Below are 24,325 nucleotides of genomic sequence, written 5' to 3' on the forward strand. Positions count from 1 at the left end.
TGCTCCACGTGTTGGCTACTTCAGGTCAGGCAGGTGGGCTTCGCTTCTGACTTCCGACTGGGCAATGGCTTCGGCCGGCACCACCACGCGCTCCTTGTTCAGCAACTCGCCCATGTTGGCCAGCACGCGGTACATGGAGAACTCTTCGGTGTAGCGCACTTCGGTGTAGCGCCGATTGGCGTTGTACAGCTCGTTTTCACTGTCCAACAGGTCCAGCAGGGTGCGTTGGCCCAGGCCGAACTGGTCCTGGTAGGCCGCGCGTACGCGCTGGGTGGTTTCGGCGTATTCGCGGGCGGTGGGAGTCTGGATGCGCGCGTTGTCCATGGCATGCCATGCCAGGTTGAGGTTCTCGTTGAGCATGCGCAGGGCGTTGTTGCGGATGTCCATGGCCTGGTTGATCTTGTGCGAGTCCGACGCCAGGCGGGCCTTGTCGCTGCCGCCACGGAACAGGTTGTAGTTCATCACCACGCCCACCCGCCATTCGTTGTCGTGGCCCAGGTCGCCCTGCACATTGTTATTGGCACCCACCGCCGCCTCGGCATCGAAGCGTGGGTAGAACGGCGACTTGGCCACTTCGTACTGGCTCTCGGCGGCCATCACGTCGGACTGGGCCGATTTCAGATAGGGGTTGTTCTCCAGCATGCTGCGCCGGGCGCCGAGTTGGTCGCTGGGCAGTTCGCCCTTGATCGAGGCCGGGCTTTCCAGTTCGTCCGGCATGCGCCCGACCACGCTGTAGAAGTTCGATTCGGCGTCTTGCAGGTCGACCAGGGCGGTCTGGTAGTTGTTGTCTGCCAGGGCCCGGCGGGCGGTGGACTGATCGCGGTCAGCGGTACTGCCGATGCCGCGCTCGGTGCGCAGGCCAATCTGGTCGGTGACCCGCAGGTGCGCCTGCAGGTTGTTCTTGGCCAGTGTCAGCAGGTCGCGGCGCTTGAGCACTTCCAGGTACACCTCGACGGTGCGCAGGGCCAGGCTTTCGGCGGTGCCCCGGGTGTAATAGGCGCGGGAGTTGACCACCGCCCCGGTGCGCTGCACTTCGTTGGAGGTGTTGAAACCGTCGAACAGCATCTGGCGCAGGCGCAGTTCCGACTGGGTGTAGTTGTCGGTCTCGGTGTGGTGGTTGCCGCCACGGGCGCGGGTGGTGCTGTTGTCGCTGTAACCGCGGCCGTAGGCGGCGTTGAGGTCGAGGCTGGGGTAGAAACCGCCCTTGGCGACTTTCACATCTTCATCAGCCGACAGCCGGCTATTACGGCTGGCATTGAGTTCCGGGTGAGTGTCCAGCGTGCTTTGGATCGCTTGGGTCAGCGACATCGCTTGGGTGTTGGTGCAGGCCATGGCGATCAGAATCGCGCTGCAGAGGGGGGTAAAGACGCGCATGGGTACCTCTCCTGTGTATCAATGTTGCTGGTCTGTCGCCATTTATTTGACGAATTTAAGGGGTCAAACCGTCTCAGGCTTGTAACAACAGAGCTAAGAACATTTGCGGGAGGACCTAAGAAGGATTTCTCATAATGGTTATGTCCAAAAAAACTTATGCGTTCTGCGCGAAGCAAGACATTGTTCAAAGCACAAGCCTTGAGTTATGTGCGCTTCGGCGCGTTTTGAGGCTCTTGGAAAGTTCAATCGCAAGTGCAAGCGGATGATGGGGTAGCGGAAAAAAGGGAATTTCAGGGTGACGGTTTTTTGTCACTTGTTCCCTTGGAAGGCTCTCTGCAGGCGGGTCAAAGCGCTGGTTGGCGGCTGATTTGAATCAGTTTTGTGCCACCTGCGGGCCACCCGATCCACTGCGCTTGTGCACGTAACCGAGGTGCCGACTACTGGGGTCGGACAGGGAGATAAGCACATGGCCAAGTTAATCGGTGTTGTCAGCAAGGTGGTTGGGGAAGTCTTCGCGGTGGCGGGAGATGGCAGCCGCCGAAGCCTGGTCGAAGGCGACCGACTGTTTGCCGGCGAGCAACTGCAGACCGGCGCGGCCGGTGCGGTGGCGGTGCAACTGACCAACGGCCATGAGCTGACCCTGGGGCGCGACAGCAGCCTGGGCCTTTCCCCGCAATTGCTGGCTGGCCAGGCGCCGCAGATTCACGCCTCCGAAGACCTTGCGCCGAGCCAGGCGCAGTTGACCGATGTGCAGCAGTTGCAAAAAGCCATCGCCGCCGGTGACGACCCGACCCAGACCGCTGAAGCCACGGCTGCCGGGCAAACCGGCAGCACGGCGGCGGGTGAGTTGGGCGGCGGGCACTCCTTTGTGCTGTTGACCGAAGTCGCCGGGCGCGTGGAGCCGGTCATCGGCTTTCCTACGGCAGGGTTTGGTGGGATTCCCGAGTTCCCGTTGTTCCAGGTCGCCGGCCAGCCGGACACCGGCAACGGCCAGCCTGTGGTGGTGCCTCCCGACAACCCGGTGAGCCTGGGTGGGCTGGAGGTCGAGGGCGGCGAGTTGACGCTCAACGAGGCCAATCTTGCCCAAGGCTCGGCCAGCAACCCGGCGGCGCTGGTGCAAAGCGGCACCTTCAGCGTCACAGCGCCCGATGGTCTGCAAAGCCTGACGGTGGGCGGCATCAGTGTGGTCAGCGGCGGGGTGGCCAGCAGCTTCCCGCAAACTATCACCACCGGGCTGGGCAATACCCTGAGCATCACCGGTTATAACGCGGCCACCGGGGTGATCAGCTACAGCTACACCTTGACCGGCAACGAGGCCCATCCGTCAGGTGGCGGCACCAACAGCCTGGGCGAGCAATTTGCGGTAGTGGCCACCGACAGCGATAACGACACCGCCACCGGCTCGCTGGATATCACCATTGTCGATGACGTGCCCAAGGCGCTGGATGACAGCCATGAGGGCAGCGCTTCGGAAAGCCTGTTGACCCTCAGCGGCAACGTCCTGGACAACGACACCCAGGGCGCCGACCGAGTCGCCAGTGGCCCGATCACGGGCGGTACGTTCACGGGTCAATATGGCACTTTGGTGCTGGCGGCCGATGGCAGCTACACCTACACGTTGAACAGCGCCGACCCTGATTTTGTCGCGCTGCAGGGCGGCGGTAATGGCACGGAAACCTTCACCTACACCCTGACCGACGCCGATGGCGACAGCAGCACCGCCAACCTGGTGCTGCAAGTGCACAACAACGACGACCCGGTGGTGATCGGCGGCATCAGCGTGAATGGCGCTGACCTGACCCTTTACGAAAAAAACCTGGTGGATGGCAGCAGCCCCGACGCTGGCGCGCTGACCCGTACCGGCAGCCTGACCGTATCGGCCGTGGACGGTTTGCAGAACCTGTCCGTGGGCGGTATCAACGTGGTGTCCGGCGGTGTCGCCGCCGGCTTCCCGCAATCGATCGCCACCGGCCTGGGCAATACCCTGACCATCACCGGGTTTGACCCGGCCACCGGGGTGATCAGCTACAGCTACACCCTGACCGGCACCGAGGCGCACCCGTCGGCAGGAGGGGTGAATGAGCTGACCGAGAGCTTCAGCGTTATCGCCAATGACACCAACAACAGCACCGCCACCGGCACCCTGCACGTGAGCGTGGTGGACGATGTACCGACCGCTGCCGATGACAGCAATGCACAAGTGGCCTCCGAAAGCCTGCTGACCCTGAGCGGCACGGTGTTGACCAATGACGTGCAAGGCGCTGATCGGGTCGCGTCCGGGCCGGTGACGCCGGGCTCCTTCACGGGGCTCTACGGCACGCTGGAGTTGGCGGCGAATGGCACTTATGTGTACACGCTGAACCCGGCCGACAGCGACTTCCTGGGGTTGCACGGTGGCGGCAATGGGACGGAGACGTTTACCTACACCCTGACGGATGCCGACGGTGATACCAGCACCGCGAACCTGGTGTTGCAGGTGCATAACAACGACGACCCGGTGGTGCTGACGGGACTTGAGGTGAATGGCGGGGAGGTCACGGTCTACGAGAAAAACCTGCCGCTGGGCAGTGCTATCGATGGGCCTGCTTTGACCCAGTCCGGCACTTTCACCGTGACCGCGTTGGATGGCCTGAACAACCTGACTGTGGGCGGGATTAGCGTCGTCACTAACGGTGTCGCGGCGACGTTCCCGCAGTCGGAGCCCACCGGCTTTGGCAACACCCTGACCATCACCGGTTACAACGCCAGCACCGGGGTGATCAGCTACAGCTATACCCTCAACGGCACCGATAGCCACCCAACTGGAGCGGGCACCAATAACATCAGTGAGTCGTTTGCGGTGGTTGCGACCGACAGCAACAACAGCAGCGCCAACGGTTCACTGGACGTGAATGTGGTCGACGATGTGCCAAAAGCCGTCGACGACAACCCCGCAGGTATCGCCTCCGAGAGCCTGCTGACCCTGAGCGGCAGCGTGCTGGGCAATGACGTGCAAGGCGCCGACCGCATCGCTACCGGCCCCGTCACGCCAACTACCATCGTCGGCACCTACGGCACCCTGCAACTGTTCGCCGATGGCAGCTACATCTACACCCTCGACAAGACTGATCCGCAGTTCATGGCCCTGAATGGCGGTGGCAGTGGCACTGAAACCTTCACCTACCAACTGAACGACAGCGACGGTGATACCAGCACCGCGAACCTGGTGCTGCAAGTGCATAACAACGACGACCCGGTGGTGTTGACCGGCTTAGACGTCACCGGCGGCGAAGTCACGGTCTACGAGAAGAACCTGCCGTTGGGCAGTGCTATCGACGGGCCTGCGCTGACCCAATCCGGCACCTTCACGGTGACGGCATTGGACGGCCTGAAAAACCTGACTGTGGGCGGGATTAGCGTCGTCACCAACGGTGTTGCCGCCACGTTCCCGCAGTCGGAACCCACCGGCTTCGGTAACACCCTGACCATCACCGGCTACAACGCCAGCACTGGGGTGATCAGCTACAGCTACACCCTCAACGGCACCGATAGCCACCCAACCGGAGCGGGCACCAATAGCATCAGTGAGTCGTTTGCGGTGGTTGCCACTGACAGTAACAACAGCAGCGCCAATGGTTCACTGGACGTCAATGTGGTCGACGATGTGCCCAAAGCCGTCGACGACAACCCCGCAGGTATCGCCTCCGAGAGCCTGCTGACCCTGAGCGGCAGCGTGCTGGGCAATGACGTACAAGGCGCCGACCGCATCGCCACCGGCCCGGTTACGCCAAACACCATCGTCGGCACCTACGGCACCCTGCAACTGTTCGCCGATGGCAGCTACATCTACACCCTCGACAAGACTGACCCGCAGTTCATGGCCCTGAATGGCGGTGGTAGCGGCACTGAAACCTTCACCTACCAACTGAACGACAGCGACGGCGATACCAGCACCGCGAACCTGGTGTTGCAGGTGCATAACAACGACGACCCGGTGGTGTTGACCGACTTAGACGTCACCGGCGGCGAAGTCACGGTCTACGAGAAAAACCTGCCGCTGGGCAGTGCTATCGACGGGCCTGCGCTGACCCAATCCGGCACCTTCACCGTGACGGCGTTGGACGGCCTGAAAAACCTCACTGTGGGCGGCATTAGCGTCGTCACCAACGGTGTCGCGGCGACGTTCCCGCAGTCGGAACCCACCGGCTTCGGCAACACCCTGACCATCACCGGCTACAACGCCAGCACTGGGGTGATCAGCTACAGCTACACCCTCAACGGCACCGATAGCCACCCAACCGGAGCGGGCACCAATAGCATCAGTGAGTCGTTTGCGGTGGTTGCCACTGACAGTAACAACAGCAGCGCCAATGGTTCACTGGACGTCAATGTGGTCGACGATGTGCCCAAAGCCGTCGACGACAACCCCGCAGGTATCGCCTCCGAGAGCCTGCTGACCCTGAGCGGCAGCGTGCTGGGCAATGACGTGCAAGGCGCCGACCGCATCGCTACCGGCCCCGTCACGCCAAATACCATCGTCGGCACCTACGGCACCCTGCAACTGTTTGCCGATGGCAGCTACACCTACACCCTCGACAAGACCGACCCACAATTCGTCGCCCTAAATGGCGGTGGCAGCGGCACTGAAACCTTCACCTACCAACTGAACGACAGCGACGGTGATACCAGCACCGCCAAGCTGGTGCTACAGGTGCATAACAACGACGACCCGGTGGTGCTGACGGGACTCGAGGTGAATGGCGGGGAGGTCACGGTCTACGAGAAAAACTTGCCGCTGGGCAGTGCTATCGACGGGCCTGCGTTGACCCAGTCCGGCACCTTCACCGTGACGGCATTGGACGGCCTGAAAAACCTCACTGTGGGCGGCATTAGCGTCGTCACCAACGGTGTTGCCGCGACGTTCCCGCAGTCGGAACCTACCGGTTTCGGCAACACCCTGACCATCACCGGCTACAACGCCAGCACTGGGGTGATCAGCTACAGCTACACCCTCAACGGCACTGACAGCCACCCAACCGGCGCGGGTATCAATAGCATCAGTGAGTCGTTTGCGGTGGTTGCGACCGACAGCAACAACAGCAGTGCCAATGGCTCCCTGGACGTCAATGTGGTCGACGATGTGCCAAAAGCTGTCGACGACAATCCGGCGGGTATTGCCTCTGAAAGCCAACTCATCCTGAGCGGCAGTGTTCTCGGTAACGACGTACAAGGCGCCGACCGCATCGCCACCGGCCCGGTTACGCCAAACACCATCGTCGGTACCTACGGCACCCTGCAGCTGTTCGCCGACGGCAGCTACACCTACACCCTCGACAAGACCGACCCACAATTTGTCGCCCTTCACGGAGGGGGGAACGGCACCGAGACCTTCACTTATCAGTTGAACGACAGCGATGGCGATACCAGCACCGCCAAACTGGTGCTACAGGTGCATAACAACAACGATCCGGTGGTGCTGACCGGCCTGGACCTCACCGGCGGTGAGTTGACCGTCTTTGAAAAAAACCTGATCGACGGTTCCAGCCCCAACACCCCCTTGCTGACCCAGACCGGTACCTTCACCGTGACGGCCCTGGACGGTTTGAAGAACCTCACGGTCGGCGGCCTGAACGTGGTGACCAACGGCGTCGTAGCCACCTTCCCGCTGTCGGAAGGCACCCTGCTGGGCAATAATTTTACGGTGGTCGGCTACGACCCCAACACCGGGGTGGTCAGCTACCGCTACACCCTGCTCGACAATGAAATGCACCCCAATGCCAGCGGTGACAACAGCCTGCCCGAGCACATCACGGTCACGGCCAGCGATTACGACACCAATACGGCCACGGGCACGATCGATATCAACATCATCGACGACCTGCCCACCGCCAACCCTGACGTGCGCTCGGTGGCAGAAGGCGGTGTGGTCAGCGCCAATGTGCTGGGCAATGACGTCGGCGGCGCCGATAGCCCCACGTTGGCCGGCGCGGTGGTCGGGGTGCGGGCGGGGAGCAATACCGGCACCCCGGCCAGTGGTGGCCTGGGCGTGAATATCAACGGCAACTTCGGTTACCTGACCCTGGATGCGAACGGCAATGCCGTGTACCACAGCAACCCCAACTCGGTGAGCCCGCCGGGAGCCGTGGATACCTTCGTGTATACCGTGCGCGATGGCGACGGTGACTTGAGCACCACGACCCTGACCATTACGGTGGCCGACAGCGGCCTGGTGGCGACAGTCGACGGCGACGTCACGGTCTACGAGAAAGCCCTGGACCTGAACCTCGATGGCCAGGACCTGGCGCCCGGCACCGTGGTCGGCAGCGACCCGACCGCCACCAGCGAAACCGCCAGCGGCACCCTGGTGGGGTCGGCCACGGGTGGCAGTGGCCCGTTGAGTTTCAGCCTGGTGGGCAGCGCAACGGGCAGCTATGGGCAGATCCTGCTCAACCCCAACGGCACCTACACCTACACCCTGACGTCGGCTCCCAAGACTTTGCCCAACAGCAACGATGGGCCGAATGTGCTGACCGAGACTTTCACCTACAAGGCCACCGACCAACTGGGCAACTCCACCACCAGCAGCATCGTGGTGAGCATCGTCGATGACGTGCCCAAAGTGGTGTCCAGCGCACGTGAGGTCACGGCCACGGAGGTAGATTCCAACCTGCTGCTGATCATCGATATTTCCGGCAGCATGAACGACCCGTCCGGGGCCGGTGGTTCGCGGCTCGACCTGGCCAAGGCCTCCATCGTCGAGTTGCTCAACCGCTATGACGAGATGGGCGATGTGAAGGTGCAGATCGTGACCTTCAATGACAGCTCCCAGCAATTGAGCAGCCAGTGGGTCAGCGTCGCCACGGCCAAGTCCTTGGTCAACGGCCTCACCGCGTTCAACGGCACTAACTACGATTCGGCCCTCGGCACCGCGCAGACCGCCTACGGCACTGCCGGCAAGCTGGAAGGTGCGCAGAACGTGGCGTATTTCTTCTCGGACGGTAACCCCACCACGTCCAACACCAATAACCCGAACAACCCCGGCAACGTGGTCAACCCGGAATACGGTGATGGGATCGACGCCACTGAAGAAGGTGTATGGCGCGCCTTCCTCGATGCCAACGGCATCAAGGCCTATGCCATTGGCCTGGGGGCGGGGGTCAACAGTATTTACCTGGACCCGGTGGCCTACGACGGCAGCACCCACACCAACACCAACGCGGTGGTAGTGGCCAACCTGGCGGGCCTGGATGCGGTGCTGGCTGGTACGGTACAGGGCGCGCCGGTCACCGGCAGCCTGCTGACGGACGGCACGTTCGGCGCCGATGGTGGCTTCGTCAAATCCCTCACGGTGGACGGCATCACCTATACCTACAACCCCGCGGCGGGGGGCTCGATGAGCGCCAACCTGCCGGGCGGGCATGGCACGTTCGACACCGTCAGCAACAGCGTCACCATCACCACCAACCAGGGCGGCACGCTGATAGTGGACATGGACAACGGCGAGTTCCGCTACACACCGCCCAAGCTGACCGGCTCGCTGGTCACCGAAACCTTTGGGGTGATCGTCAGCGACAACGACGGCGACCTGGCGAGTTCCAGCCTGGTGGTCAAGGTCAACCCCAACGTGGCGCCGGTGGCCGGTGACGACCATGTGATCACCAATATCCTGTCGGGCAATATCGTGGTGCCTGCCGAGTTGCTGCTGGCCAATGACAGCGATGCCAACCATGACACCCTGACGGCTATCCCTACCAGTTTTCCAACCGGCTGGGTGGCCACCAAGGGCGTCAGCTTTACCGGGTCGGGGAGCCGATCGTTCATCAACCCCAGCAGCACGACCCTGGCGGATGTGCGTACCTCCTTTGCCCGCGACTCGGCGGCCATGACCGCTTTACTCGTGGTCAGCGGTAACCTCGGCGCGGTCGGCAACAGTAATGCCGAAGACCGCATTACGGTCAGCCTCAAGGCGGGTGAAACCCTCAACCTGGATCACAACCTGGCGAGCGGTAACGTCATCATGGCGTACTCGATCAATGGCGGACCCGAGACTGTCATTCCCGATGGCACGACCTTGCCTGCTGCAGCGATGGACAGCACCTATCAGATCCATATCACCAACGTCACTAACCCGACAGGCAGCGGGGTCAATAGCGCCGAAAACTACCAGTTGAACATGAAGATCAACTACTCCGGCGCCCAGGACTACACGCCGGACTACCACGGTAACTACTCGGTCAGCGATAACCACGGCGGCAGTGACAGCGCTGCCGTGGACATCAGCTACCAGGCCGGCACCACCCTCAACGGGACCAGCGGCGATGACATCATCCTGGCCGGAGCGGGCAACAACATCCTCAATGGCGGCGACGGCAACGATGTGCTGAGCGCTGGTAACGGCAACAACGAGATGCACGGCGGCAATGGCAATGACCTGCTGTTCAGTGGCATCGGCAACGACCTGCTCGATGGCGGGGCGGGCATCGATACGGTCAGCTATGCCCACGCCACGGCAGGCGTGACCGTCAACCTTGGCCTGGCGAGCGCGCAAATCACCGGCGGGGCCGGGACCGATACATTGATGGCCCTGGAAAACCTGGTGGGTTCCAACTTCAATGACTTCCTCACTGGCAACGGCAACAACAACCTGATCTCCGGCGGGCTGGGCAATGACACCCTCAAGGGCGAGGGTGGCGATGACATCCTGATCGGCGGCCCGGGCAACAACACCCTGACCGGTGGCCCTGGTGCCGATACGTTCCAGTACCTGACGGGCAACAGCGGGCACGATGTCATCACCGACTTTGGCGTGGGCACCGACAAGCTGGACCTCTCGCAATTGTTGCAAGGGGAGAATGCGACGGCGGCGTCCCTGGATGACTACCTGCACTTCAAGGTCACGGGCAGTGGGGCCACGTTGTTGACCACCATCGACATCAGCGCCGTGGCCGGTGCCACGCCGACCCAGACCATCGACCTGGCCGGGGTCAACCTGGCGACCCAATACGGTGTGACACCGGGCGCGGGCGGGCTGATTGCGGGTGGCGCGGATACCGCGACGATCATCAACGGGATGTTGAATGACCATTCGTTGAAGGTGGATACGGTCTGAGCGGATCCTTGCAACGTAAAACACTGTGCAGCAGCCGGCTTGCCGACGATGGCGATCAATAGGTCGCCATCGCCGACAGGCGTTTTTGGCGCTGTTAGCGCATTGAGTTATAAGCACCATACTTTGCGTGATATGGCCCGCCAGCGTTTGCCGGTATGATAGGCGCCCCCGCAGTCTGGATTGCGAATACGCCATGACCCTGCAATACCCAACCATCGCCGATTGCGTCGGCAACACACCTTTGGTCCGCTTGCAGCGCATGGCGGGTAACACCAGCAATACCTTGCTGCTCAAGCTCGAGGGGAATAACCCGGCGGGCTCGGTCAAGGACCGCCCGGCGCTGTCGATGATCGCCCGTGCCGAGCAGCGCGGGCAGATCAAGCCCGGTGACACCCTGATCGAAGCCACTTCCGGTAATACCGGGATTGCCCTGGCCATGGCCGCGGCGATCAAAGGCTACAAAATGATCCTGATCATGCCCGACAACGGCAGCGCCGAGCGCAAGGCGGCGATGACCGCCTATGGCGCCGAGTTGGTACTGGTGACCCCGGAAGAGGGCATGGAAGGCGCGCGTGATCTTGCCGAGCGCATGGCCGCCGAAGGCCGTGGCCAGGTGTTGGACCAGTTCGCCAACGGTGACAACCCCGAGGCGCACTACACCAGCACCGGCCCGGAGATCTGGCGCCAGACCCAGGGCACCATCACCCATTTCGTCAGCTCCATGGGCACCACCGGCACCATCATGGGCAACTCGCGCTACCTCAAGGAGCAGAACCCGGCGATCCAGATCGTTGGCCTGCAACCGATGGAAGGCGCGGCGATCCCGGGGATCCGTCGTTGGCCCGAAGAGTATCTGCCCAAGATCTACAACGCTGCCCGCGTCGATCGCATCATCGACATGGCCCAGCGCGAAGCCGAAGACACCACCCGTCGCCTGGCCCGTGAAGAAGGCATCTTCTGTGGCGTGTCCTCCGGTGGCGCCGTGGCCGGCATGTTGCGCCTGTCTGCAGAACTGGAAAACGCGGTGATCGTCGCGATCATCTGTGACCGAGGCGACCGTTACCTGTCGACCGGCATTTTCGACGCGCCCAACTGATGGCCAAGCAAGAGCGAGGCCTGCGCTTCCAGCCCACGGGCGGCAGCCGGGCGCCCCAAATCCCGGTCGGCAAGAAACAACGCCTGACCATTGAGCGCCTGGCCAATGATGGCCGGGGGATCGTGTTTTTCGAAGGTCGCACCTGGTTTGTGGTGGGCGCCCTGGCCGGCGAAGAGGTCGAGGCGCGGGTGCTCGGTGCCCATGGCAAAGTGGTCGAGGCCCGCACCGAGCGGGTGTTCCAGGCCAGCGAACTGCGCCGCCCGGCGCCGTGCGTGCATGCTGGCCGTTGTGGCGGTTGCAGCCTGCAACACCTGCCCCATGCCGAACAGCTTGCCCTGAAACAGCGCATGCTCGCCGAGCAATTGTCCCGTGTTGCCGGGGTCGAGCCCCAGGAGTGGGCAGCGCCGTTGAGCGGCCCCGAGTTCGGCTATCGCCGCCGGGCGCGGGTCGCCGTGCGTTGGGATGCCAAGGCCAAGCGCCTGGACGTGGGTTTTCGCGCCGTGGCCAGCCAGGACATCGTCGCCATCGATGATTGCCCGGTGCTGGTACAGGCCTTGCAACCGATCATGCAGCGCCTGCCCAACATGTTGCGGCGCCTGAGCAAACCTCAGGCCCTGGGGCATGTGGAACTGTTCAGCGGCTCGTCGATTGCCGTGTTGCTGCGGCATATGGCGCCCCTGTCGGAGGCAGACCTGCTGGTGCTGCAAGAATTCTGCGCGTTCCATGACGCCCAGTTGTGGCTGCATGGCGAGGGCGAGCCGCAGCCGTTCGCGGCCGGGCAGGCCCTGGGCTATCGTCTGGAGCAGTGGGGCCTGGAGCTGGCGTACCGGCCGGGGGATTTTGTGCAGGTCAATGCCGGGGTCAACGAGGCGATGGTGGCCCAGGCGCTGGATTGGTTGGCCCCGCGTTCCGACGAACGGGTGCTGGACCTGTTCTGCGGCCTTGGCAACTTTGCCTTGCCCCTGGCCCGCCAAGTGCGTGAAGTGGTGGCGGTAGAGGGCGTGCAGGCCATGGTGGACCGCGCAGCCCTCAACGCAGGCAGCAATAATTTGCATAATGTGCAGTTTTTTCAGGCCGATTTGTCCCAGCCTTTGAGTGATGCGCAATGGGCCAAAGCAGGCTTTTGTGCGGTACTCTTGGACCCACCCCGCGATGGTGCCCTGGAGGTTGTGCGCAAGCTCGCCACTCTGGGGGCTGATCGCCTGGTGTATGTGTCCTGCAATCCAGCCACGCTGGCGCGGGACACTGTCGAGTTGGTCAAGCAAGGCTACCGGCTAAAACGTGCCGGGATCCTCGATATGTTTCCGCAAACCGCGCATGTCGAGGCGATGGCGTTATTTGAAGCGAGCTAGGATGCTCGCTTAGTCCGACTGGCCTGCGTTCTCCAGGGCCTGTGACCTGCCAGGGAGTTCGCGGTACAAGGGTCAGCGATTTTGACGCGCTACAGGCGCGTCGTAGGGAAGGTAAGCAAGATGGTACAGGTGAGAGCACACCAGCCGATCAACACCGACGGCAGTATCAATCTCGAGGCATGGCTGGATCATGCCATCAGTGTCGATCCGGCACTGGACCGTGAAGCCTTGAAAGCCGCCTGCGAGTTCGCTCGCGAGGCTGAACAGCAAGACAATGCGGCCAAGAATCTTTGGGCCGAAGGAACCTCCAGTTTTCGTACCGGGCTTGAAATCGCCGAGATCCTCGCCGACCTCAAGCTGGATCAGGATTCGCTGATCGCCGCGGTGCTCTATCGCGGCGTGCGCGAAGGGCATATCGCGTTGCCCTTGGTCAGCCAGCGTTTCGGCGCGGTGGTGGCCAAGCTGATCGATGGCGTGCTGCGCATGGCCGCGATCAGCGCCAGCCTCAGCCCGCGCCAGTCGATGGTGCTGGGCACCCAGGGCCAGGTAGAAAACCTGCGCAAGATGCTGGTGGCGATGGTCGACGACGTGCGCGTCGCCCTGATCAAGCTGGCCGAACGCACCTGCGCGATCCGTGCGGTGAAAACCGCGGATGACGAAAAGCGCAACCGCGTCGCCCGCGAGGTGTTCGATATCTACGCGCCCCTGGCCCACCGCCTGGGGATCGGCCATATCAAGTGGGAGCTGGAGGACTTGTCCTTCCGCTACCTCGAACCCGATCAATACAAACAGATCGCCACCCTGCTGCATGAGCGGCGGCTGGACCGTGAGCGCTTTATCAGCGATGTGATGGGCCAGTTGCGCTCGGAGTTGCAGGCCACCGGTGTCGAGGCCGATATCAGCGGCCGCGCCAAGCACATCTATTCGATCTGGCGCAAAATGCAGCGCAAGGGCCTGGCCTTCAGCCAGATCTACGACGTGCGCGCCGTGCGTGTGCTGGTGCCGGAAATGCGCGATTGCTACACCGCGCTGGGCATCGTCCACACCCTGTGGCGGCATATTCCCAAGGAATTCGACGACTACATCGCCAACCCCAAGGAAAACGGCTACCGCTCGCTGCACACCGCGGTGATCGGCCCCGAGGGCAAGGTGCTGGAAGTGCAGATCCGCACCCACGCCATGCACGAGGAAGCCGAGCTGGGCGTTTGCGCGCACTGGCGCTACAAGGGCACCGACGTCAAGGCGGGCTCCAACCAGTACGAAGAGAAAATCTCCTGGCTGCGCCAAGTGCTCGAATGGCACGAAGAACTGGGCGATATCGGCGGCCTGGCCGAGCAGTTGCGGGTGGATATCGAGCCTGACCGGGTCTACATCTTCACCCCCGACGGCCACGCCATCGACCTGCCCAAGGGCGCGACGCCGCTGGACTTCGCCTATCGCGTGCACACCGAGATCGGCCACAACTGCCGTGGCGCCAAGATCAACGGGCGCATCGTGCCGCTCAACTACAGCCTGCAGACCGGGGAACAGGTCGAGATCATCACCAGCAAGCACGGCACGCCGAGCCGCGACTGGCTGAACCCGAACCTGGGCTACATCACCACATCGCGGGCGCGGGCGAAGATTGTCCACTGGTTCAAGCTGCAGGCGCGGGACCAGAACGTCGCCGCCGGCAAGACCCTGCTCGAACGCGAACTGGGACGCCTGGGCCTGCCCCAGGTGGATTTCGACAAGTTGGCCGAAAAAGCCAACATGAAGATTGCCGAGGATATGTTCGCCGCCCTCGGCGCCGGCGACTTGCGCCTGGCGCAACTGGTCAACCTGGCCCAGCAGTTGGTGGAACCGGAGCGCGGCAGCGAGCAACTGGAGCTGATTCCGCGTAAGGCCACGGGCTACAAGCCGGGCAAGCGCGGCGATATCCAGATCCAGGGCGTGGGCAACCTGATGACCCAGATGGCCGGCTGCTGCCAGCCGTTGCCGGGCGACGCGATCGTCGGCTACATCACCCAGGGCCGTGGGGTGAGCATTCACCGCCAGGATTGTGCCTCGGTGTTGCAACTGGGCGGGCGCGAGCCGGAGCGGATCATCCAGGTCAGCTGGGGCCCGGTGCCGGTGCTCACCTACCCGGTGGACATCATTATCCGCGCCTACGACCGTTCGGGGTTGCTGCGTGACGTCTCGCAAGTGCTGCTCAACGAGCGGATCAACGTACTGGCGGTCAACACCCGCTCGAACAAGGAGGACAACACTGCGTTGATGTCCCTGACCATCGAGATTCCGGGGCTGGACGCGTTGGGGCGGCTGCTGGGGCGTATTTCCCAGTTGCCGAACATCATCGAGACCCGGCGTAACCGCACGCCATGAGTCGCTGGATGAGTGCGGCCTGAAATGTGGGAGCGGGCTTGTGTAGGAGCTGGCTTGCCTGCGATGCAGGCGCCTCGGTCTACCCGATACCGAGGTGCCTGCATCGCGGGCAAGCCCGGCTCCCACATTTGCTCGGTGGTTTTCCCACTTGATCGGATAGAGAACGATGTATTCACTTGAAGACCTGCTACACCTGATGAACCGCCTGCGCGACCCGCAATACGGTTGCCCGTGGGACATCAAGCAAACCTACGCCAGCATCGTGCCCCACACCCTGGAAGAAGCCTACGAAGTCGCCGACGCCATCGAGCGCGGGGATTTTGATCATCTGCAAGGCGAGCTGGGCGACCTGTTGTTCCAGGTGGTGTATTACAGCCAGTTGGCCCGGGAAGAAGGGCGCTTCGAGTTTGCCGGCGTGGTCGACAGCATCACCCGCAAGCTGATTCGCCGCCATCCCCATGTGTTCCCCACCGGTGACCTGTATGCGCCGCTGGATATTCCTCAGTTAAACGAAGAGCAGGTCAAGGCGCGCTGGGAGCAAATCAAGGCCGAGGAGCGCGCAGAAAAATCCGACGCCCCGCAGCAACTGTCCCTGCTCGATGATGTGCCTACCGCCTTGCCATCCCTGTCCCGCGCGGCCAAATTGCAAAAGCGCGCCAGCCAGGTCGGCTTCGACTGGCCGGCGGCGTTGCCGGTGGTGGATAACGTACGTGAAGAGCTCGATGAAGTGCTCCAAGCCATGGCCGACAACGACCCGGCAGCGATTGCCGATGAAGTCGGTGACCTGCTGTTTGCGGCGGTCAACCTGGCGCGGCACCTCAAGGTGGACCCGGAAACCGCCCTGCGCGGTGCCAATGCCAAATTCGAAAGGCGATTCCGATTTATCGAACAGGCATTGCGCGACACCCACCGTCCCATGGAAGATTGCACCCTCGAAGAGTTGGACGCCCTATGGGGCGAAGCCAAACGCCAGGAAAAGAATGTGTCCAACTGCGGTTGAGCAGTTGCCTAAGTGAGTAAGCACCATGAGCATTTCCCTTCGCGACCAGTTGCTCAAAGCAGGCCTGGTCAATCAGAAGCAGGCCAAGCAGGTCGGCAAAGACAAGCAGAAGCAGCAGCGCCTGGTTCACAAAGGCCAGGCCCAGGCCGATGACACCCAGCAGCGCCTGGCCCTGGAGGCGCAGGCCGAGAAGGTCAAGCGCGACCAGGAGCTCAACCGCCAGCAGCAGGAAAAGGTCGAGGCCAAGGCCCGTGCCGCGCAGGTCAAGCAATTGATCGAGACCTCGCGCCTGCCCAAGTTGACCACCGAGGACTACTACAACTTCGTGGACGACAAGAAGGTCAAGCGCCTGTCGGTCAACACCTTGATGCGCAACAAGCTGAGCAACGGCTCGTTGGCGATTGTCCATCACGGCGGCGGCTACGAAGTGATCCCGCGGGAGGCCGCGCTGAAAATCCAGGAGCGCGCACCGGAGCGTATCGTGCAGATGAACATCCTTACCGAGGCCCAGGTGCCGGATGAAGATGATCCGTATGCCGCCTACCAGATCCCTGACGATCTGATGTGGTAAAGCGTTAAAACAACAAACCCCGCTCAAAAGGCGGGGTTTGTGTTTATAGGCACTGCGGCTGCGTGGGCCGGGTGGCTATGGGATTTCAGTTATTCAGGAGCTAGATGCCTGGCGTCTCATTTCGAGGGTTTCGAGCTCGTTTTTATAGTTATGGGCGTCGGACTCGTTGTGAAACATACCGACCAGCAGGTCTTGTTGATGCACATCCCAGATATGAATCCCGTGGGCCAGGGCCTCGTGGGACATATGGGCATCGTCGCGTTCCGTTACTTTTACTGTCATCTGCTTGCTCCAGTCTCTGGTTGATCTGCGGCAAGGCGTCGCAGGCCTTTGTTATATATTTTGTTAGCTTGCTAAGTAAACTGACTTTGCGCGCAACAATTCATTGCAGCAAACGCAACAATGCTCCAGGCCAAGTAAACCGCGACATTGCGTCGCAGGGGGGCGGGGATTTATGACAAAAGTTTCATGTTTGAGTGAGGCTTTTGGCCGTGTGCCGGGCATCCCACCGCTATCGCAGGCAAGCCAGCTTGGAATGCGCTTACCTGTGGGAGCAGGCTTGGCTGCGATAGATAGCGCCAGTCGCCTCACCACAAACTCCAGGCGAAAAAAAGCCCCGCATTTAGCGAGGCTCTTTCAACCCATCAACGATCAGATGCCTTTCACAGCCTTGCCATTGACCGTGCCGTCCAACAGCATGATGTTGTATTCCTTGCCGTCGGTTTCGACTTGCTGCAGGCGAACCAGCAGGTAGTCCCAATCCTTGGCAAACCACATCACGGTGGTGCGCTTGCTTTGCGTCGGGTCGCGCACGCGTTCAACCTTGATGGCGTCGATCTTGCCGGCCTTGGTGTCGACTTTCTCGGCACCCAGCACGCGGAAGTCATAGGTGTCGACTTCGCCGTCATCCACCACCTGGTAGCTCATGGTTTTCTTGCCGGCGGCCACGTCATGCTGCAGGGCCAACTGGTAAGTGGATTTGTCGACCATGCCACGGTTCAGCGGGATCTTCACCGCATCGCCGCGATCGGTACCGGTGACCATCTTGGCGGTCCAGTCGAAGTCCAGGTCGGCTTTCTTGGCTTTACCCAGCCCACCCCGTTCAAAGTGGTAGGACTGTGGCAGCAAAGTATCCTTGTCCAGGGTCAAGGTACTTGTTTCGGTCAGGCTGGCGATCATCATCGAGGCCTTGAAGCTGAGCTTCCAGGTACCGTCGGCGGTTTTTTCCAGGCTGCGTTCCGCAGTACCGCTCATGGGCAACTGCTTCCAGTCGGCGGTATAGCTGGCGGAGAAAGGCTGAAGATCTGCCGCGTGCACGGTAGGCAGGGCAAGCAGAGCAAAAGCGAAGAGCAGGGCGCGACGCATAAAATCTCCTAGGTACGAATCAAGTGGCCGCTGGCCGCAAGTAACTGGCCGTCCAACAATGCCCCCTGTTCACCGAGAACCAAGCGTCCTTCGGCAAACCAGCGAACCGCCAGCGGGTAAATCCTGTGTTCCTGGGTGTGAACCCGTTGCGCAAGGCTCTGCGCTGAGTCCGCAGACTCTACCGGAACTACTGCCTGTACGACCAGTGGCCCGCCATCGAGTTCCTCGGTGACAAAGTGCACGCTGCAGCCGTGCTCTGTATCGCCGGCCTCAAGGGCCCGCTGGTGAGTGTGTAACCCTTTGTATTTGGGCAGCAGGGAAGGGTGGATATTCAGCAGGCGCCCCTGGTAATGGCGCACGAAATCAGCGCTGAGAATGCGCATGAAGCCGGCGAGCACCACGAGTTTGGGGTTGAAGGCGTCGATCAGTTCGATCAAGGCTGCATCGAAGGCCTCGCGACCTTCGAACGCCTTGTGATCCAGGGAGCGGGTATCGATACCCGCGTCCTGGGCGCGTTGCAGGCCGTAGGCGTCGCTGCGGTTGGAAATCACCGCAGCGATGCGCACCGGGCTGTCGCCGGCGCGCGTGCTGTCGATCAGGGCCTGCAAGTTACTGCCGGTGCCGGAGAGCAGCACCACGACATCACAGGTTGCTGGCATCAGTGAGCCTTGAGGTTCTTCAGTTCAACCTGGGCAGCGCCTTCGGCAGCGGTGGCGATCTGGCCGATCACCCATGGCTGCTCGCCGGCTTCACGCAGTACGTTCAGCGCGCTTTCCACGTGCTCTTGCGCCACGCAGATGACCATGCCCACGCCGCAGTTCAGCACGCGGTGCATTTCGGTTTCGTTGACGTTGCCTTTCTCTTGCAGCCAGTCGAAGACCGCCGGGCGCTGCCAGCTGGCCACGTCGACGATGGCCTGGGCGCCTTTTGGCAGCACGCGCGGGATGTTGTCCAGCAGGCCGCCACCGGTGATGTGGGCCATGGCCTTGACTGCGCCAGTGTCCTTGATCAGCTTGAGCAACGGCTTGACGTAGATGCGGGTCGGGGCCATCAGCAGGTCGGTCAAAGGCTTGCCGTCGAGCTGGGTGTTCTCGATGTCGGCGCCGGACACTTCGATGATCTTGCGGATCAGCGAGTAGCCGTTGGAGTGCGGGCCGGACGATGGCAGGGCCAGCAGGGCGTCACCGGCAGCCACCTTGGAGCCGTCGATGATCTCGGCTTTTTCCACGACGCCGACGCAGAAGCCGGCCAGGTCGTAGTCTTCGCCTTCGTACATGCCCGGCATTTCAGCGGTTTCGCCGCCGACCAGGGAGCAACCCGACAGTTCGCAGCCAGCGCCGATACCGGTGACCACTTGTGCAGCGGTTTCCACGTTCAGTTTGCCGGTGGCGTAGTAGTCGAGGAAGAACAGCGGCTCGGCACCGCATACCACCAGGTCGTTGACGCACATGGCCACCAGGTCGATGCCGATGGTGTCGTGCTTGTTCAGGTTCAGCGCCAGGCGCAGCTTGGTGCCCACGCCGTCGGTGCCGGAGACCAGCACAGGCTGCTTGTAGCCGGCCGGGATCTCGCAGAGGGCGCCGAAACCGCCCAGGCCACCCATGACTTCGGGGCGCGCAGTGCGCTTGGCGACGCTCTTGATGCGTTCGACCAATGCTTCACCGGCGTCGATGTCTACACCGGCGTCCTTGTAGCTCAGGGAGGGTTGCTTGCTCATGATCCAGGCCTTTAGGGGGGGATTCAGGGGTAACGACCGATGCGGTGGGGGTACGGAAGTCGAACACTTCAGGACGCCCAGCCGTTGACGGTCTGCGAAGGCGCGCGATTTTATCAGGCTTGAGGGGCAGCGGCCATCCTCGGGCCGACGGGCAGGGGCATATGGTGCTAAAAAAACCTTAATCGGCGCCGCGATCGCCTGTATTAAGGTATAGCCTTTAACCCGCTATCGTTATGACAGTACGAAAACTTACCGGGGCCTTGTGAATGTTTTGCCGGTCGCTGTGGTCACAGCCTTGCTTAACCTTCTTCACGCGGCCTGTTCCAGCCGCTTTTTTGTCGTTCGGGAATCTTTTTTCATGGGTCTGAGTAGATATTTTTTTGTGGGCTGTTTGTCGTTGGTCAGCCTGGCCAGTCATGCCGAAACCGTTAATGGTCTTTATCAAGTGCTGGAGCCGGTCAGCAGCCAGGCGCCCGAGGAGCGCGCACAAGCTACCCAGCGCGCCCTGGAAACCCTGGTGATCCGCCTCACCGGCGACACCAAGGCCGCCCAGGGCCCTGGCCTGGCGGCAATTCGCAAGGATCCGCAACAGATCATCAGCCAGTACGGCTACGACGCCGGTCCGCCGGAAAGCCTGCAAGTGGATTTCGATCCGGTCAGCACCGACCGCGCCCTGCGCGATGCCGGCCTGGCGCTGTGGGGTAACAATCGGCCATCGATCCTTGGCTGGTGGCTCAGCGATTCCACCGAAGGCAGCAGCCTGGTGGGTGATGGCCAGGCCGCTGCCGAGCCGCTGCGCCGTGCGGCCCAGCACCGGGGCTTGCCGTTGCGCCTGCCGCTGGGTGACCTCGATGAACAGATCGTTGCCACCGCGCCTAATCTTGAGAGCGCAGATCCCGCGCCCCTGCGTTCGGCCTCCGAGCGTTATGGCGCCGATGCGCTGCTGGCGGTGCATGCCCGTGAAGACGCGGGCCAATGGCAAGCCAAGTGGCGCCTGTGGCTGGGTGACAAAGCCGAGCAGGGCACCGTACAGGGCGCCGACACTGCGGCCTTGGCCGATGCCGTCTTGCTGGCGGTCAGTGAGCGGCTTGCCCCACGGTTTGCGGTAAAAGCCGGGGTGTCGAGCGAGCAGTTGCTGCAAGTGCAGGGCATGACCCTGGAACGCTACGCCGCCCTCGGTCACCTGCTGGAGCCCTTTGGTGCGCAGTTGCAGCGAGTGGATGGCGACCGGATCGTCTATCGGGTCAATGGCAGCAGCGAGCAACTGCGCAGCCAGTTGAGCCTGGCCAAGCTGCAGGAAGTGCCGCCCGGCGAGGCGCTCGCGCCACAACCTGTGCCGGCGCCAGTGGTCGAAGGCGCTTCACCGGCACCCGTGCCGCAAGCCGAGCCCGAGCCGCAGCTGCGTTTTCGTTGGTAAATGTTCTTCCTTATATAGAAGCAACTGACAGATGGAGTGGTTTATGGCGGATACGCGTCGTTGGGTGTGGCTTGGCGGGATTGTCCTGCTGTGCGTCTTTGTGTTCTTGCTGCATTCGATCCTGACGCCGTTCCTGGTCGCCTTGCTGCTGGCTTATCTGTTCGACCCGGTGGTCGATCGCCTGGAAAAACTCGGCCTGTCGCGCACCTGGGGCGTGGTGGCGGTATTTGCGCTGTTTACCCTGATCGTCATGGCGCTGCTGTTGGTGCTGGTGCCGATGCTGGCCAAGCAGATGATCCGCCTTTACGAATTGGCGCCGCAAATGCTCGACTGGCTGCAACACACGGCCATGCCGTGGGCGCAGTCCAAGCTCGGCCTGGCCGATGGCTTCTGGAAGTTCGACAAGGTCAAGGCCGCGATCAGCGAGCATATGGGCCAGACCACCGATATCGTCGGGGTGATCCTCAGCCAAGCCACGGCCTCCAGCCTGGCGCTGATCGGTTGGCTGACCAACCTGGTGTTGATCCCGGTGGTGGCGTTCTACCTGCTGCGTGACTGGGACATCATGATGGCCAAGATCCGCAGCCTGCTGCCCCGTGATAGCGAGGAGCGCATCGTGTCCCTGGCCGGGGAGTGCCATGAGGTACTGGGTGCGTTTGTTCGCGGGCAGTTGTTGGTGATGGTCGCGCTGGGGATTATCTACGCTGGCGGGCTAATGGCGATTGGCCTGGAACTGGGCCTGTTGATCGGCATGATTGCCGGCCTGGCGGCGATTGTGCCGTACATGGGCTTTGTCATCGGGATTGGCGCGGCGCTGGTGGCCGGCCTGTTCCAGTTTGGCGGCGACTTGTACCCGATGCTGGGGATTGTCGCGGTATTCATGGTTGGCCAGGCCCTGGAAGGCATGGTGCTGACGCCGTTGCTGGTGGGCGACCGCATCGGCCTGCATCCGGTGGCCGTGATCTTTGCGATCCTGGCGGGCGGCGAGCTGTTTGGCTTTACCGGCATCCTCCTGGCGCTGCCGGTGGCGGCGGTGATCATGGTGCTGGTGCGCCATGTGCATGATGTGTACAAGGATTCGGACGTCTATACGGGCGCCGATGACCCTCAGTTGTAAGGCTGATCACAAACCCGGCTCAAGGCCGGGTTTGTTGCCTCTAGGGCTTGGCATTTAGCCATCGCGTCAAACAATCTCCAAAAAATCCAATGAGTTAACGCAAACCTTTGATTTTGCTTGTGGTCTGTTGCATTGTGCGCCCGGCGTCACGGGTATAAACTTTGCAAACTTTTCACAGAGGCCACTAACGGTTCGATTGGAACCGTTCAGTCAGCATGAAACCGATTCAGCTGCCCCTAGGTGTGCGTCTGCGTGACGACGCTACCTTCATCAATTACTACCCAGGCGCCAATGCCGCTGCACTCGGCTATGTCGAGCGGCTCTGCGAAGCCGACGCCGGGTGGACGGAAAGCCTGATCTACCTCTGGGGCAAGGACGGCGTGGGGCGGACCCACCTGTTGCAGGCCGCCTGCCTGCGTTTTGAGCAGTTGGGTGAGCCGGCGGTGTACCTGCCGTTGGCCGAGCTGCTGGACCGTGGCATCGGCATCCTCGACAACCTTGAGCAATACGAACTGGTGTGCCTGGACGACCTGCAAGCGGTCGCCGGCCGGGCAGACTGGGAAGAAGCACTGTTCCATCTGTTCAACCGCCTGCGCGACAGTGGCCGGCGCCTGTTGATTGCCGCGTCCACTTCGCCGCGGGAATTGCCGGTCAAGCTGGCAGACCTCAAGTCGCGCCTGACCCTGGCGCTGATCTTCCAGATGCGCCCGCTGTCCGACGAAGACAAATTGCGGGCCCTGCAACTGCGTGCCTCGCGCCGTGGCTTGCACCTGACCGATGAAGTCGGGCATTTCATCCTCACCCGCGGTACCCGCAGCATGAGCGCGCTGTTCGACTTGCTCGAGCAGCTCGACCAGGCCTCCTTGCAGGCCCAGCGCAAGCTCACTATCCCCTTTCTCAAAGAAACCCTCGGCTGGTAGCCAGCCCTTTGAAACCGGTGCTCCTGGCAAATTCCAGGCGCCAGAAAACCTGCGCTTGAGCCGCTATGGCCACGCAAAAGGGTTTAAATGGGGTGTAAGGGCTTAGATGACATAGGTCAAACAAGAAGTCACATAGATCACGATTGAATTTGCAAATCGATGTCATAGAAGGCATAGTCTCGACTTCTTTACATATCAGCCACGGTCGTGCCCATGCTAAATCGCTTCGCACCCCTCGTGCCTCTCGCACTCGTTACCCTGTTGTTTGGTTGCGCCACCCACCCCCAGCAGGTGGTCGAGCAGCAAAAGCCGCAACAACAGCATCAAGCCAAATTCGTCGCAGCACAGTCTTCTTCTGTTTATGAAGAAGAGGTGGCGACCGAAAAAGAACTGGCCCAGTTCGCCGATAGCAAGCCTTATCAGCTGCCGCTGCTGGCCGATAGCATTCTCGAACGCGGCATGTCCCTGATCGGTACCCGTTACCGTTTCGGCGGTACCTCTGAAGCCGGTTTCGACTGCAGTGGCTTTATCGGCTATCTGTTTCGTGAAGAGGCCGGCATGAACCTGCCGCGCTCCACCCGCGAAATGATCAACGTGGATGCACCGTTGGTCGCACGGAACAACCTCAAGCCTGGCGATCTGCTTTTCTTCAGTACCAATGGCCGTGGTCGTGTCAGCCACGCCGGTATCTACCTGGGCGATGACCAGTTCATCCACTCCAGCAGCCGCCGCAGCGGTGGGGTGCGGGTCGATAAGCTGGGCGACAGCTACTGGAGCAAAACCTTCATCGAAGCCAAGCGTGCATTGGCGATGGCCCCGACTACCGTTACCGCTCGCAAGTAAAGTTAAAGTGATACTTGAAGTTTGACGCGTAAGCGCTAGAATCCTGAGATATTGTTGCGAACCTGACCGCGCAAGCTTGCTTGCGCGGTCTAGTTTTCAGC

General features: G+C 61.7%; 15 protein-coding genes. 10 read left to right on the plus strand and 5 right to left on the minus strand.

Features of this window, described 5'->3' with window-relative positions; translation table 11 throughout:
- Positions 1-15 precede the first annotated feature (15 nt).
- Entirely contained in the window at positions 16-1,374 is a 1,359-nt protein-coding gene (locus HBO11_RS00430) for a TolC family outer membrane protein (RefSeq protein WP_169955621.1), read from the minus strand.
- A 466-nt stretch (positions 1,375-1,840) separates the two neighbouring features.
- Between HBO11_RS00430 and HBO11_RS00435 the strand changes: the two genes are divergently transcribed.
- From HBO11_RS00435 to HBO11_RS00460, 6 genes are all read left to right on the plus strand, one after another.
- Positions 1,841-10,462, plus strand: a complete 8,622-nt coding sequence (locus HBO11_RS00435; protein WP_170058699.1) for a retention module-containing protein — start codon at positions 1,841-1,843, stop codon at positions 10,460-10,462.
- A 193-nt stretch (positions 10,463-10,655) separates the two neighbouring features.
- The gene (gene cysM / locus HBO11_RS00440; RefSeq protein WP_169956978.1) at positions 10,656-11,558 is read left to right on the plus strand and encodes a cysteine synthase CysM; all 903 of its coding nucleotides are present in this window, start codon (positions 10,656-10,658) and stop codon (positions 11,556-11,558) included.
- Positions 11,558-12,910: a 23S rRNA (uracil(1939)-C(5))-methyltransferase RlmD gene (gene rlmD, locus HBO11_RS00445; RefSeq protein WP_169956979.1), complete on the plus strand. Its 1,353-nt coding sequence runs from the start codon at positions 11,558-11,560 to the stop codon at positions 12,908-12,910. Before cysM ends, rlmD begins: the two co-directional genes overlap by 1 nt.
- A 120-nt stretch (positions 12,911-13,030) precedes the next feature.
- The gene (gene relA / locus HBO11_RS00450; protein WP_169956980.1) at positions 13,031-15,274 is read left to right on the plus strand and encodes a GTP diphosphokinase; all 2,244 of its coding nucleotides are present in this window, start codon (positions 13,031-13,033) and stop codon (positions 15,272-15,274) included.
- A gap of 166 nt (positions 15,275-15,440) precedes the next feature.
- On the plus strand, positions 15,441-16,274 hold the full coding sequence (gene mazG, locus HBO11_RS00455) for a nucleoside triphosphate pyrophosphohydrolase (protein ID WP_169956981.1): 834 nt from the start codon (positions 15,441-15,443) through the stop codon (positions 16,272-16,274).
- Positions 16,275-16,299: 25 nt separating this feature from the next.
- Positions 16,300-16,845 (plus strand): DUF2058 domain-containing protein, encoded by a 546-nt coding sequence (locus HBO11_RS00460; RefSeq protein WP_076963006.1) that lies wholly within the window; start codon positions 16,300-16,302, stop codon positions 16,843-16,845.
- A 93-nt stretch (positions 16,846-16,938) separates the two neighbouring features.
- Here the strand turns inward: HBO11_RS00460 and HBO11_RS00465 are convergent, their stop codons facing one another.
- The 4 genes from HBO11_RS00465 to purM all read right to left on the minus strand — a co-directional run bounded on the left by HBO11_RS00465 (position 16,939) and on the right by purM (position 19,927).
- Positions 16,939-17,127, minus strand: coding sequence for a hypothetical protein (locus tag HBO11_RS00465; RefSeq protein ID WP_169956982.1), 189 nt, complete (start codon positions 17,125-17,127; stop codon positions 16,939-16,941).
- Positions 17,128-17,496: 369 nt separating this feature from the next.
- The gene (locus tag HBO11_RS00470) at positions 17,497-18,210 is read right to left on the minus strand and encodes a DUF3108 domain-containing protein (protein ID WP_169956983.1); all 714 of its coding nucleotides are present in this window, start codon (positions 18,208-18,210) and stop codon (positions 17,497-17,499) included.
- 8 nt (positions 18,211-18,218) lie between these two features.
- Complete coding sequence (gene purN / locus HBO11_RS00475; protein WP_169956984.1) at positions 18,219-18,869, minus strand: phosphoribosylglycinamide formyltransferase; 651 nt, start codon at positions 18,867-18,869, stop codon at positions 18,219-18,221.
- Positions 18,869-19,927, minus strand: coding sequence for a phosphoribosylformylglycinamidine cyclo-ligase (gene purM / locus HBO11_RS00480; protein ID WP_169956985.1), 1,059 nt, complete (start codon positions 19,925-19,927; stop codon positions 18,869-18,871). The genes purN and purM overlap by 1 nt, the downstream gene beginning before the upstream one ends.
- Positions 19,928-20,285: 358 nt before the next feature.
- Between purM and HBO11_RS00485 the strand changes: the two genes are divergently transcribed.
- The 4 genes from HBO11_RS00485 to HBO11_RS00500 all read left to right on the plus strand — a co-directional run bounded on the left by HBO11_RS00485 (position 20,286) and on the right by HBO11_RS00500 (position 24,224).
- Positions 20,286-21,344, plus strand: a complete 1,059-nt coding sequence (locus HBO11_RS00485; protein ID WP_169956986.1) for a DUF2066 domain-containing protein — start codon at positions 20,286-20,288, stop codon at positions 21,342-21,344.
- 43 nt (positions 21,345-21,387) lie between these two features.
- Complete coding sequence (locus HBO11_RS00490) at positions 21,388-22,461, plus strand: AI-2E family transporter (protein ID WP_169956987.1); 1,074 nt, start codon at positions 21,388-21,390, stop codon at positions 22,459-22,461.
- Between the two features lie 215 nt (positions 22,462-22,676).
- Positions 22,677-23,381 (plus strand): DnaA regulatory inactivator Hda, encoded by a 705-nt coding sequence (gene hda, locus HBO11_RS00495; RefSeq protein WP_029292403.1) that lies wholly within the window; start codon positions 22,677-22,679, stop codon positions 23,379-23,381.
- Positions 23,382-23,594: 213 nt separating this feature from the next.
- Entirely contained in the window at positions 23,595-24,224 is a 630-nt protein-coding gene (locus HBO11_RS00500) for an NlpC/P60 family protein (protein WP_057438759.1), read from the plus strand.
- Positions 24,225-24,325: the final 101 nt, after the last annotated feature.

It is taken from the genome of Pseudomonas sp. WS 5010, from assembly GCF_012985565.1.
GTDB lineage: Bacteria > Pseudomonadota > Gammaproteobacteria > Pseudomonadales > Pseudomonadaceae > Aquipseudomonas.

Bases quoted from the DNA above. Each gene is read 5' to 3' on its own strand.
- HBO11_RS00430 (WP_169955621.1), bottom strand. From the start codon at position 1,374: ATGCGCGTCTTTACCCCCCTCTGCAGCGCGATTCTGATCGCCATGGCC.
- HBO11_RS00435 (WP_170058699.1), top strand. From the start codon at position 1,841: ATGGCCAAGTTAATCGGTGTTGTCAGCAAGGTGGTTGGGGAAGTCTTC.
- cysM (WP_169956978.1), top strand. From the start codon at position 10,656: ATGACCCTGCAATACCCAACCATCGCCGATTGCGTCGGCAACACACCT.
- rlmD (WP_169956979.1), top strand. From the start codon at position 11,558: ATGGCCAAGCAAGAGCGAGGCCTGCGCTTCCAGCCCACGGGCGGCAGC.
- relA (WP_169956980.1), top strand. From the start codon at position 13,031: ATGGTACAGGTGAGAGCACACCAGCCGATCAACACCGACGGCAGTATC.
- mazG (WP_169956981.1), top strand. From the start codon at position 15,441: ATGTATTCACTTGAAGACCTGCTACACCTGATGAACCGCCTGCGCGAC.
- HBO11_RS00460 (WP_076963006.1), top strand. From the start codon at position 16,300: ATGAGCATTTCCCTTCGCGACCAGTTGCTCAAAGCAGGCCTGGTCAAT.
- HBO11_RS00465 (WP_169956982.1), bottom strand. From the start codon at position 17,127: ATGACAGTAAAAGTAACGGAACGCGACGATGCCCATATGTCCCACGAG.
- HBO11_RS00470 (WP_169956983.1), bottom strand. From the start codon at position 18,210: ATGCGTCGCGCCCTGCTCTTCGCTTTTGCTCTGCTTGCCCTGCCTACC.
- purN (WP_169956984.1), bottom strand. From the start codon at position 18,869: ATGCCAGCAACCTGTGATGTCGTGGTGCTGCTCTCCGGCACCGGCAGT.
- purM (WP_169956985.1), bottom strand. From the start codon at position 19,927: ATGAGCAAGCAACCCTCCCTGAGCTACAAGGACGCCGGTGTAGACATC.
- HBO11_RS00485 (WP_169956986.1), top strand. From the start codon at position 20,286: ATGGGTCTGAGTAGATATTTTTTTGTGGGCTGTTTGTCGTTGGTCAGC.
- HBO11_RS00490 (WP_169956987.1), top strand. From the start codon at position 21,388: ATGGCGGATACGCGTCGTTGGGTGTGGCTTGGCGGGATTGTCCTGCTG.
- hda (WP_029292403.1), top strand. From the start codon at position 22,677: ATGAAACCGATTCAGCTGCCCCTAGGTGTGCGTCTGCGTGACGACGCT.
- HBO11_RS00500 (WP_057438759.1), top strand. From the start codon at position 23,595: ATGCTAAATCGCTTCGCACCCCTCGTGCCTCTCGCACTCGTTACCCTG.